Genomic DNA, 12,664 nt, shown 5'->3' with positions numbered 1-12,664 from the left:
GCCCATTGAGGCAGCCGGACAATCCCGGCTGCGGATTTATACTATCAATTAAAGAATTACGCAGCGCGGCGCTGCAGATCGTCCATCAAGGACTCCAGTGAAGCCGCTTTCGGTTTGACCAGCCAGAAGTGGCCCACTTCATCGGCAAAGTTGTCCAGTAACATCTGGCCACGTTGACTGCCAGTTTCACGGACAAACTCCTCAATCACTTCGCGTAGATGATTGCGGTTGGCTTCCATGTGTTCGGGTACGATGCGATGAATGTCGACATCGTGGCTGACACAATCGATAAAACTGTTGTCCGCGTCATAGACATAGGCAAACCCGCCGGTCATGGCCGCACCGAAGTTGAGTCCGGCCTGACCCAGTACGGTGACATGCCCGCCGGTCATGTATTCACAACCGTGATCGCCCACGCCTTCGACAACCGCATGACAGCCGGAGTTACGCACGCCGAAGCGTTCGCCGGCCGTGCCGGCCGCGTAGAGCTTGCCGCCGGTCGCGCCGTACAGGCAGGTGTTGCCGATGATCGTGGTCTCATGGCTGGCAAAACTGCTGCCCCTGGGCGGATAGAGGACCAGTTTGCCGCCGGCCATGCCCTTGCCCACATAGTCGTTGGCATCGCCTTCCAGGTACATGTGCAGACCGCCGGCATTCCAGACACCGAAGCTCTGCCCGGCGGTACCGCTAAGACGTAAAATAATCGGTTTGTTCTCCATACCCAGATCGCCGTGGCGTACGGCAATCTCGCCCGACAGGCGCGCGCCAATGGAACGGTGGGTATTACGTACTTCGTAATTGAACTCGCCGCCGGTCTTGTTTTCGATCGCCGGCAGGCAATCGGTGACCATCTGCTCGGCCAGCTCGGCCTTGTCGAACGGCTCATTCCTGGGTCGTACGCAACATTGCGGCTTGTCTTTGGCCACATCCGCATCACTGAGCAGGGCGGAGAGATCCAGACCGCGCTGCTTGCTGGTTTCCCCTTCCAGGGCTTCGAGCAGATCGGTGCGACCAATCGCATCGGTCAGCTTGCGCAGCCCCAGTGCGGCCAGCAGCTCACGCACTTCCTCGGCGATGAAGCGGAAATAGTTCATCACCCACTCCACTTCGCCGCGATAGTGATCCATGCGCAGCACCTTGTCCTGGGTGGCCACGCCGGTGGCGCAATTGTTCAGATGACAGATACGCAGGTACTTGCAACCCATGGCGACCATCGGCCCGGTGCCGAAGCCGAAGCTTTCCGCGCCGAGGATCGCCGCCTTGATCACATCCAGGCCGGTCTTCAGGCCACCATCAGTCTGCAGGCGCACCTTGTCGCGCAGATCGTTGGCGCGCAGGATCTGGTGCGTTTCACTCAAGCCAAGCTCCCACGGGCTGCCGGCATATTTGACCGAGGTCAGCGGCGAGGCCCCGGTACCGCCGTCATAACCGGAGATGGTGATCAGATCGGCATAGGCCTTGGCCACGCCGGCGGCCACGGTGCCGACACCGGCTTCGGAGACCAGTTTGACCGACACCAGGCCGTCGGGATTAACCTGCTTGAGATCGAAAATCAGCTGGGCCAGGTCCTCGATCGAATAGATATCATGATGCGGCGGCGGCGAGATCAGCGAGACCCCCGGCTTGCAGTAACGCAAGCGTGCGATGAGATCGTTGACCTTGTGACCGGGCAGCTGCCCGCCTTCGCCGGGCTTGGCACCCTGGGCCACCTTGATCTGCATGACTTCCGCCGAACGCAGATAGGCCGGCGTTACCCCGAAGCGTCCGGAAGCGACCTGTTTGATCTTGGAGCGCTTGTTGGTTCCGTAACGCTTGGGATCCTCGCCCCCCTCGCCCGAGTTGGAGCGAGCACCGAGGCGGTTCATCGCTTCGGCCAGGGTTTCGTGCGCCTCGGGCGACAACGCCCCCAGCGACATGGCGGCCGAATCGAAGCGGGTAGCGATCTCTTCCATCGGTTCCACTTCATCCAGTGCAACACGCTGATCAGTCTCGCGCAGCTGGAGCAGATCGCGCAGGGTCAGCGGCTGGCGTTGATTGACCAGTGCGGTGTATTCCTTCCATTTATCAAAGTCGCTGCTTTTAACCGCTTCCTGCAGGGTGCCGATCACATCCGGATTGTAGGCGTGATCCTCGCCGCCGCAAATAAACTTGAGCAGGCCGCCCTGCTGGATCGGCTTGCGCTTGTTCCAGGCCAGTTTGCACAACAGGCGCTGATCCTCCTGCAGATCACTGAAACCGATTCCCTGAATCCGGTTGGTGGTGCCGTTAAAGCAAAGATCTACCACCTCCTGATGCAGGCCGACCGACTCGAACAACTGGGCACCGCGATAACTGGCGATGGTGGAGATCCCCATCTTGGAGGTGATCTTGTACAGCCCCTTGTTAATGCCCTTGCGATAATTGGCATCCAGGTTGGCGGCACTGGGATCGGTGATCTCGCCACTGCGCTGCATGTCCCGCAGAGTGGCATAGGCCAGATAGGGATAGACGGCCGTGGCGCCATAGCCGATCAATACGGCGAAATGATGAGGATCCCTGGCTGTGCCGGTTTCCACAACAATATTGGCATCACAGCGCAGGCCTTCCTGCACCAGCCGATGATGCACGGCACCCGTGGCGAGCAGCGCGTGTACCGGGCGGGTCTCGCGAGTGATCTCGCGATCGCTGAGAACCAGCACGACCTTGCCCTGCTTGACGGCATTAACGGCCTGCTCGCAGATATCGCGGATTGCCGCCTCGAGTTCCGTGTCCTCGGGATAATTCAGCGAGATGAGCTGATTGGCGTAATTCTTCTCGCTTTGCCCCATCTCCAGCAGCTGGGTGAACTTGGTGTGCGAGAGCACCGGCGAGTCGACCAGCAGTCGCTCGGCATGTTGCGCAGTCTCGTCGAACATGTTGCGCTCGGGGCCAAAACAGGTTTCCAGGGACATGACGATCTGTTCACGAATCGGATCGATCGCCGGATTGGTCACCTGGGCGAACTGCTGGCGGAAGTTGTCGTAGGGCGAGCGCACCATGCGCGATAGGACCGGGAAGGGTGTATCGTCGCCCATGGAGCCGACGGCCTCCTGACCGACTTCACCGAGCACGCGGATCACCTGATCCCGTTCCTCGAAGGTGACCTGGAACATCTTCTGATAGACATCCACCAGGGATTCGTCCACCGGGCTGGCGTTGTTCTCTTCCTGCAGCAGAGACTTGAGCCGCCGGGCATGCTCCCGCATCCACTGCTTGTAGGGCTGGCGGCTCTTCAAGCGTTGATCAATGTCCTCCGGCAGCAGCAGTTTGCCGCTGTCGGTATCCACCGCCAGCATCTGGCCCGGCTTGAGCCGGCCCTTGGCGACTACGTCCTCGGGGGCGTAGTCGTAAACGCCGATTTCCGAGGCCAGGGTGATATGCCGGTCTCTGGTTATCACCCAGCGTGCCGGACGCAGACCGTTGCGATCCATGCTGCAGGCGGCGTGGCGCCCGTCGGTCAGCACGATGCCGGCCGGACCGTCCCACGGCTCCATGTGCATGGAGTTGTATTCATAAAAGGCGCGCAGATCCGCGTCCATGGTCTCCACGTTCTGCCAGGCCGGTGGAATCAGCAGGCGCATGGCGCGGAAGATATCCATGCCCCCGGCCAGTAACGCCTCGAGCATATTATCCAGGCTGTTGGAGTCGGAACCCGACGGGGAGACCAGCGGGCGCACGTCCGCCATCGGAATATGCGGGCTGTGGAACTTGTGGCCGCGCGCCACCGACCAGTTGCGGTTACCCTGCACGGTATTGATCTCACCGTTATGGGCCAGATAACGGAACGGCTGGGCCAGGCGCCACTCGGGCCAGGTGTTGGTCGAAAAACGCTGATGGAACACGGCCAGAGCGGAGGCCATGCGCGAGTCGTTCAGATCCTCGTAGAACACCGGCAGGTAGGCGGGCATGACCAGTCCCTTGAAGGAGATCACCCGCGAGGAGAGGCTGGGAATATAAAAGGTATCGTCCTGCGGCTCGATCGCCTTTTCGGTGCGCCGACGGGCTATATACAGGTGTCGTTCGAATTCGATTTCATCCATCGCCGCCGGTGCATTGATGAACAGCTGCTCGATCGTCGGCAGAGTGCGCAGCGCTTCCTTGCCACAAGCATCGGGGTTGACCGGGACCGTACGCCAGCCGAGGACGTCCAGTCCTTCCTGTTCCAGCTCACGAACCAGCTGATTGCGCGCCGCCTCGGCCAGCTGGCTGTCGGTGTTGAGAAACACCATACCCACGGCAAAGCGCTCATTGAGTGTAAAACCCTGCTCTTTGGCGACAGCCTGGAAAAAACTTTTTGGCTGTTTCAACAACAGACCGCAGCCGTCGCCGGACTTGCCGTCGGCCGCGATCGCGCCACGATGGGTCAGCCGCGCCAGGGCGCCGATGGCGGTCTCCAGGATCCAGTGGCTGGCTTCGCCATCCATATGGGCAATCAGCCCGAAACCGCAATTGTCCCGTTCAAAGTTCGGTTGGTAGAGCCCGCTGGAAAGTTGAGTCAGTTTGCTTTGTGTCACTGGAACCGCCACTAAATTCTTACCGTGATTCGACTTTTTACCCGCAGATCGCGGGCAAAATGGCCCAGAAGTATACAGCCAGGCCACAGGCCCCTGCAATGCTCCATAAGGAGCTGTTTTGCTTGATGTTTTAGGACAAAATGACAGGAGAACCGACAGGGTTATCGGGATTCCCGGGTGGCTCAGGGTGCGGCGAGTTCGCTATGAATATCGGCGAAGGCGCGCGGCCATGGCGCCTGTTCGCGCAGCGTCGCCGGCAATGCCTCACGTGCCGCCAGCGCCGCCGCGCGATCGGCATGCCGGCCCAGTACCACCACGAACCAGGGGTTGCCCTTGCGCCGGGTCTGATAAAACACGGCTTCGCCGCGCAGTGCATGGTGATCGATAAAGTCCTGGATCGCCGGCTCATTAGAACCGGCAATCAGCTGCAGGGTATAGGCGTCCGGATCCTGATCCCACAACCAGGCGGTATGTGCCCGCAAGGTGGCGCTGTGGGGCACCGGCTTGTCGGTAATCGGCTCGTCGGCCGGGTGCGCCAGGCTCGCCTGAACGTCCCCGATACGCCGGATCCACGGCGCCTCCAGGTCACCGGGCAGATCCGCGGCCGCCTCCCGGGCCACCCCGGTATCGGGATAACTGCCAAAGACCGCGGCATACCAGGGTTCACTGTTCTTGCGACTTTCGACAATCACACTTTGCGTGTCCAGGTCATGGCGTTGCAGGAAGGCCTGCAGATTGTCACGTTGTCGCGTTGCCAGCAGCTGCAGCGTGTAGTGATCGGCCGGCTGGCGCTGCAGCCAGTCAATGTCGAGGGTTTCCTTCACCGCGACTGCTGCCTTGGCTGATGCCGGTACGGGATCATTCTCTGCCGCCGCCCCGGGTTCTACCGTGAAACGGGTTCGGACCCGTTCATCGCTTTGTGGGTTGCGCACCAGCAGTTCCCAGGTTTGCGCGCGGGTCCCGACGCGCAGACGAAAATCGAGCTGTTTGTCGTTGATCAGCGCAACCCGGGAAGCAGCCAGCGTTTTGCGCTGATTACCCCATTCGACCGTAATACGAGTGCTCTCATCAAAGCCCTTGCCGTGCAGACTGACTGTCTGCAGTTCATCACTGGCCGGTACCGGATTGGGCTTGATCGCCTCGATGTGCAGTGCGGGAGTCGATGCTGCCACGGGTTCGCCCACCGGCTCCACCGACAGTTCCCGATCGTCGGGCACGTGCTGATCGCGTGCCGCTTCAAAAGGCGTACCGCTCAGCCGTTCGGGACGCAGTTCCACGATCTCCTGCGACGACGACATTGCGGCCGGTTCGCCCTGGCTGATCGATGGCGAGTGCGACGAGTCCACCGACGGTTGGATTTCCGACTCCGGCCACCAGAGCATCGCGGCGACAAGCAACACCATCGCACCACCGGCGGCAAGATAGCCGCGGCCCGATGCCCGCTTTCGCGTTGCAAGCGGTGCGCTCTCCAACTCGAAATCCGTCTCCTCCCCAATCTCTATCCCGACGAGCAGGCGGTAGGCGGCATCATTGATCCGGGCCGGTATGCCGTCGGCACTCCGGTAAATTGCGCGAATATCCCGGAGGGTAAAGGGACTGGCACCGTCCAGCCCGGCGACGGCCAGACGATGGCGAATATACTCGGCGGTCTGCGCCTCATCGAAAGGGGCCAGGCGCATGTGGTGGGTCACCCGTTCCTTGAGTGGCTGGATGGCGGACGATTCAAGCATCACCTCAATCGCCGGCTCGCAGAACAGCACCAGATGCAGCAGATTGCCCTCGCCGGCTTCGGCATCGGCAAGATAAAACAGCGCCTCCAGAGCGTCCCGGGGCAGTTCATGGGCATCGTCCACCAGCAACACCGGTGTCCGATCCTGCTGCTGCAGACCGGCCAGATAATGATAGAGGTTGTTCTGCAATTCCACCGGGGTGGCGGGAATATCGAGCAGACCAAAGCCCCGGGCAACACCTGAGAGCAGCTCGTTGGCATCCATCATCGGATGCGCCGCGACGTCACTGATCAGGTAACGCTCATCCGCCTGGTTGATAAAGTGCTGTCTGATGCTGGTCTTGCCGATGCCCCGTTCGCCGACAACGATCAGCATCAGCCGGCTGTAACGGGTCAGATGCTGCAGCATATCGAGTAATTGCCGGCGCTCGTCGTCCAGGTAGATAAAGCGATCATCGTGCTCGGTAAAAAAAGGCGGTCTCTGCAGACCGTAGTCCGCCAGATAGTCGGGCTCGTGTCGCAGCGTCGGGATGTCGTCGTAATTACTCATGCGGCAGTTCCTGTCCCTGCATGAACATCACCTTGTAACCGCGCTCGAGCTGCATATCCCGTACCTTGAGCAGCGCTGTCTGGGCCTGTTCCAGATCACTGTAATGATCCTGCTTGACCCGTCCGCGGCTGCCGGTCTCGCCCCAGTTGCGAATCAGATTCCAGCCGTCTACCAGGTCCTTTTGCAGCATGAGCTGGTAGAACCTTGGCGGCTTGTCTTCCATGGCCGGTATTTGCATATAGATACGCATGAACTGGCGCGCTCACAACTACACGGTTCAGGTTAATTCGGCCGGATCGAAAATGCGCCCGTATTCGGCAATCGCATAGCGATCGGTCATACCGGCGATATAGTCGGCAACGGCGCGGGCGCGGCCATTGGTGCCTTCTTTTTCTTCCATCGTGTAGACCTTCTGCTGATGTTTGGGTTGCAACAGCCTGGGGTCCTGAAAGAACGCGCTGAACAGCGACTCGATAATCCGTTGCGCCTTCGAGGTCATGCGATGCACCCGGTAATGGGAATAGAGCCGACTGCGCAGAAATTGTTTGAGCGCCATATTGGCGGCGCGCATCTCGTCGCTGAAACCGATCAGACTCTGACTGTGCCGGCGGACATCATCGATTTTCTGTGGCGCCAGCACTTCGATCGCCGCCTGACTGGTCTCTACCAGATCGATGATCTGACGGTTGATCATACGCCGAATAATCTCGTGGATCAGCCGTCGGTCGGTCAGCTCCCGATAGCGCTCCCTGACTTCCCGGTATTGATCATTAAACAGCTCGATCTCTTCCAGTTCCGCCAGGGTAATCAGCCCCGAGCGCAGGCCGTCATCCACGTCATGATTATTATAGGCAATCTCGTCGGCCAGGTTCACCGCCTGGGCTTCCAGCGAAGGCTGAGTCTTGTCGATAAAGCGGCGCCCCACCTCGCCCAGTTCACGGGCGTGCCTGAGCGAACAATGTTTGAGAATACCCTCGCGCGCCTCAAAAGTCAGATTCAATCCCTCGAAGTCCGCGTAACGCTGCTCCAGTTTGTCGACCGTACGCAACGACTGCAGATTATGTTCGAACCCGCCATACTCTTTCATACAATCGTTCAGGGCATCCTGGCCGGCATGGCCGAACGGGGTGTGTCCCAGGTCATGCGCCAGGGCGATGGTCTCACTCAGATCTTCATTAATATTGAGAATCCGGGCGATAGAGCGGCTGATTTGCGCCACTTCGATGGAGTGGGTCAGCCGGGTACGGAACATGTCCCCTTCGTGATTGACGAACACCTGGGTCTTGTATTCCAGGCGACGAAACGCGGCGGAGTGAACGATGCGGTCCCGGTCCCGCTGAAATTCGCTGCGGTAACTGGGTGCTTCTTCGGGAATATGTCGCCCCAGACTGTTCTTTTCGTTCGCGGCATAGGGCGCAAGACTTAGCATAGAATTTACCGTCTGTTTATTCCGTGGCGCGATGGGCCTCGACGGTCTCGCGCAGCAGGGCGGGATCGAAATCGGCCGTAACAACCGCCTCGCCCAATGATTTTAACAGCACCAGATTAACCTGGCCGGCACGGACCTTTTTGTCCACCGCCATCAGCTCCATAAACCGCTCATAGGTCATATTATGCGGTGCGCGAGTGGGCAGCTCCGCCTTGTCAAGCAGGTTTTCCACCCGCAGCACATCCTGCTCCGATAACCAGCCCTGGCGCATGGAAAGATCCGCCGCCATCAGCATTCCGGTACCCACCGCCTCGCCATGCAACCAGTGACCGTAACCGGCCCCGGTTTCAATGGCATGGCCGAAGGTGTGGCCGAGATTGAGCAGGGCCCGCACGCCGCTTTCTTTTTCATCGGCAGCCACGATGGCGGCCTTGCTGCGGCAGGAGGTCTCGATGGCATACGCGGTGGCTTCGGGATCGCGCGCCAACAGTTTATCCATATTCTGCTCCAGCCACTCGATGAATTCGGGGTCTCGAATCAGGCCATACTTGATGATCTCCGCCAGGCCGGCGCTCAACTGGCGATCATCCAGTGTTTTCAGGGTATCGGTATCAATAATCACACAGCGCGGCTGATGAAACGCCCCGATCATGTTCTTGCCCTGAGGATGATTGACGCCGGTCTTGCCGCCTACCGAGGAGTCGACCTGGGCCAGCAGGGTGGTGGGGATCTGGATAAAATCGACGCCACGTTGGTAACAGGCGGCGGCGAAGCCGGTCATATCCCCGATGACGCCGCCACCCAGGGCCACCAGGGTGCAGTGGCGATCAAAATGGCGCACCAGCAATTCATCAAAGATCCGGTTTAGAATCTCCAGATTCTTGTATTGCTCGCCGTCAGGCAGGATAACGTGGCCGGGGTCGTAGTCAGTAAACGCCTGCAGGGCCTTGTCAAGATACAACGGCGCAATCGTTTCATTGGTAACAATCATCACCTGGGTGCCGGCAATACAGGGGCTGACCCGCTCGGCATCGCCCAGCAACTGCTGGCCGATGAATATCGGATAACTGCGTTCGCCCAGATCGACGTTGAGAGTAATCATGTTGCCTTCATTGCGCCGGTAACTGTCAGATTATACAGGATAGTCGGCACAGCGCGCGAGAAGCAACGGCTCAGGCAAGTTTTTCCAGAATTGTATCGACCACGCTGCGGATATTGCCCTGGCCGGTATTGACTACCAGATCCGCCAGTTCGAGATAAAGCGGTTCCCGCTCCTGCAACAAACAGGTCAACCGGCCTTCAGGATCCCCGGTCTGCAACAACGGCCGATTCTTGTCTTTGCGGGTGCGCTCCAGCAACTGCTCGACATCAGCCTGCAGATAGACCACCATTCCACGCTGTTTCATGTGGCGGCGGTTTTCCTCGCGCAGTACCGCACCCCCGCCGGTGGCCAGCACCACATTGTCACGTTCGGTCAGCTCGTCGAGCACTGCCGATTCACGCTCCCGAAATCCCGCTTCCCCTTCAAGCTCGAAGATCAACGGGATATTCACCCCGGTGCGTGCCTCGATTTCGTGATCGCTGTCCATGAATTCCTTGCCCAGGGCCTGAGCAAGCTGGCGGCCGATGGTGGTTTTACCCGCCCCCATCAATCCGACGAGAAAGATATTATTGACTGAAGACATGAGGCCGCAGAAAAAACAATCCGGCCGGTGATGCCTCGCGGCATTACCGGCCGATCTGACTAGATCTGCATCTCATCCTTGATGATCTTCGGCGTCACGAAGATCAACAGTTCGTTCTTTTCATCTTGTTCGGACTTGCTTCTGAACAGAGCCCCGACTATTGGCAGGTCCGCAAAGAAGGGCACCCGGTTGATGGTGTTACTCTTGGTCTGCTCATAAACTCCGCCCAGCACAATCGTCTCACCGTTATTGATCAGCACCTGGGTCTGAACGTTCTGGGTATTGATTGGCGGTACACCCAGAACCAGATTACCAAAGTCAGGATTGTCACTCTTGACTTCCAGATCCATGATAATCCGATCATCCGGGGTGATTTGCGGTGTCACCGTCAGACTCAGCACGGCCTTTTTGAAGGAAACACTGGTCGCACCGCTGGAAGTGGCTTCCTGATAGGGAATTTCCTGCCCCGATTCGATCACCGCCTCCTGCTGATTGGCGGTGATGACCCGCGGGCTGGAGACGATTTCGGTTTCCCCCTCGGCCTGGGCCGCGGACAACTCCAGCTCCACCAGGGTGCCGAACGGTAATCTTGCCAATGCCATGCCAATGGTGCCGGCTGAAGAACTTGCCGCGGGTAAATTTACGTTCCAGCGATCCGGAGACGTCAAGGTATCGTTGTTAATCAGCTGATCGACGGCATTCAAATTGCCGGAGGTTGCCCGTTCACGACCATCGGAGCCAACATAGTCTCGGGACACCCCGAAGCGCACCCCGACTTCCTTGCTGAAGTTGGTGCTGGCCAGCACGATGCGCGACTCAATCAGCACCTGACGCACCGGCACATCCAGCTCATTGACCAGGGAGATAATGGCATCGATACGTTCCGCCGTTTCCTGAACCAGCAATTTGTTGGTACGCTCATCAACGCTCACGTTACCGCGCTCGGACAGGAGTTCGCTGCCTTTTGTCTTGAGCAGGCTAGCCAATTCCGAAGCCTTGGCATAATTGACCTGGATCGTCTCGCTAATCAACGGGGCAAGCGCCTCGACTTGCCGGTTTGCCTCCAGCTCCATTTTCTCGCGCGCGGCGATCTCCTCGGCCGGCGCGACCAGCATCACATTTCCGTTCTGACGTTTATCCAGTCCCTTGGTCTTGAGAATCAGATCCAGCGCCTGATCCCAGGGCACGTTTTTCAGTCGCAGGGTCACATTCCCCGAGACCGTATCACTGGTCACCATATTGATGCCGGTAAAGTCCGCGATTAATTGCAGTACCGCCCGCACCTCAATATTCTGAAAGTTGAGCGACAGCTTTTCACCCGTATACTCTTCTCGTCGGCGTTGTTTCTCTTCTTCTTCGGCCTTGACGATCGGTTTGAGATCGATAGTCAATTTCTGGTCCGCCTGATAAGCAATATGTTCGAACTCATCCGTCGCGCTGATAATCACGCGTACATCATTACCCTGGTTAAAGGCATCCACGGTACTGACCGGCGTGGCAAAATCCTGTACATTGACGCGCCGCTCCAGTTTTTCATCCAGGACACTGTTTTTCAGTGTCACCACCACCTGACTACCGCGCCGCTTCATGTCCACGGCCGTGTTCGGATCAGCCAGAGTCATTTCCACCCGCCCTTCACCCGAGGCGCCACGACGAAAATCAAGATCCAGCACATTGACCGAAGCACCCTGGCTGAAAGTTCTCTTCTGATCTGCCCCACCGGCACGGGAGAAACGGGTTTCGCCGCTTTCATTCAGGGTAATCACCACATCATTGCCTTCCAACGCGGTGCTGTAACCCACCAGACTGGAAAGATTCAGAACAACCCGGGTTCGGCCGCCAGCCTCCGCTGTCGTGACACTGCGGGCCACGCCAATACCGATATCCCTGGTGCGCTCACCAAGATTCAGTTTGGTATCGGGCAGATCGAAAGCGATGCGAGCCGGGTTATCGATGGTGAAGCTTGCCGGTTCAGCCTCCAGCGGCCGATCCAGTTTCAGCTTGATCTGCACCTTGTCGCCAGGGAGAGTTGAATAGCTTATATCGCTCAGGCTATTTTGGGCCTGGGCCTGGGACGATACCAGAAACATCAACAGCATCACCGACAGCATGCCGGTGACGTTCATGATTCTGCTTGCATAACCACTCTGGTTTATCATGGTTCTACTCCAAAAATTATACGGAGCCCGACTTACTCGCTTTCCAGCGTGAGGGCCGCCTCTCTTTCAATCCATCCACCACTTCCATCAGACACAATTTCTGTTATCAGTACTTGGGTCTCGGAAATCTCTTCTATTTCGCCATAATTCTGGCCGATATAATTGCCTTCTCTTACCTTGTAGACAGTCGAATCCGGTGACGAGATCAGTCCCCACAGCACGCCATCTTTTTCCAGGTGCCCGACAAACACCAGTGAATCGAGCGAGAACTGTTCCAGTGCTTCGCGCTTGCGGTTTGTATCCGGCCGTAGCCCGGTATTGGCCGGCGTCTCCTGGACCGCTGCTTGCTGCACAAAAGGCGTGAAGGGATCCCGCAGATCATCCGACTTATAGGTAAATGTTTCGTACGGCTTGATCTCGGGTAACGGCTCAATACGGCCCTGTTTCTTTGCCTTGACCCGTTGCACATACTCCTGCAGATCGGCATGTTCCGGGCCGCTACACGAGGCGCCCAACAGCATCACGGCTGCCAACAGAGCAAGTTTTGTCAATTTGTTATTCAGCATAGGTTGCACTCAGG

General features: G+C 58.4%; 8 protein-coding genes. All 8 read right to left on the bottom strand.

Going from position 1 to position 12,664, the window contains the following annotated elements; translation table 11 throughout:
* Positions 1–56 precede the first annotated feature (56 nt).
* A complete protein-coding gene (gene gltB / locus U5J94_RS04430; protein ID WP_322564429.1) occupies positions 57–4,532 on the bottom strand; it encodes a glutamate synthase large subunit in 4,476 nt (1,491 codons plus the stop codon).
* A 182-nt stretch (positions 4,533–4,714) separates the two neighbouring features.
* Positions 4,715–6,811, bottom strand: a complete 2,097-nt coding sequence (locus tag U5J94_RS04425) for an SPOR domain-containing protein (protein WP_322564428.1) — start codon at positions 6,809–6,811, stop codon at positions 4,715–4,717.
* The gene (locus U5J94_RS04420; protein ID WP_322564427.1) at positions 6,804–7,049 is read right to left on the bottom strand and encodes a WGR domain-containing protein; all 246 of its coding nucleotides are present in this window, start codon (positions 7,047–7,049) and stop codon (positions 6,804–6,806) included. The genes U5J94_RS04425 and U5J94_RS04420 overlap by 8 nt, the downstream gene beginning before the upstream one ends.
* 39 nt (positions 7,050–7,088) lie before the next feature.
* Positions 7,089–8,240: a deoxyguanosinetriphosphate triphosphohydrolase gene (locus tag U5J94_RS04415; RefSeq protein WP_322564426.1), complete on the bottom strand. Its 1,152-nt coding sequence runs from the start codon at positions 8,238–8,240 to the stop codon at positions 7,089–7,091.
* A 16-nt stretch (positions 8,241–8,256) separates the two neighbouring features.
* Positions 8,257–9,342: a 3-dehydroquinate synthase gene (gene aroB, locus U5J94_RS04410; RefSeq protein WP_322564425.1), complete on the bottom strand. Its 1,086-nt coding sequence runs from the start codon at positions 9,340–9,342 to the stop codon at positions 8,257–8,259.
* 70 nt (positions 9,343–9,412) lie between these two features.
* A complete protein-coding gene (aroK, locus tag U5J94_RS04405) occupies positions 9,413–9,925 on the bottom strand; it encodes a shikimate kinase AroK (protein WP_322564424.1) in 513 nt (170 codons plus the stop codon).
* A gap of 59 nt (positions 9,926–9,984) precedes the next feature.
* Entirely contained in the window at positions 9,985–12,084 is a 2,100-nt protein-coding gene (gene pilQ / locus U5J94_RS04400; protein WP_322564423.1) for a type IV pilus secretin PilQ, read from the bottom strand.
* A gap of 32 nt (positions 12,085–12,116) precedes the next feature.
* Positions 12,117–12,650 carry a pilus assembly protein PilP gene (locus U5J94_RS04395; protein WP_322564422.1) on the bottom strand — a complete coding sequence of 178 codons (534 nt, stop codon included), beginning with the start codon at positions 12,648–12,650 and terminating at the stop codon, positions 12,117–12,119.
* Positions 12,651–12,664: the final 14 nt, after the last annotated feature.

Origin of the sequence: Thiohalophilus sp., from assembly GCF_034522235.1 — a bacterium.
In the GTDB taxonomy this organism is placed as follows: Bacteria; Pseudomonadota; Gammaproteobacteria; order UBA6429; family Thiohalophilaceae; genus Thiohalophilus.
The sequence above is the reverse complement of the archived record's forward strand: the minus strand, read 5'-3'. Positions and strand labels throughout refer to the sequence as shown.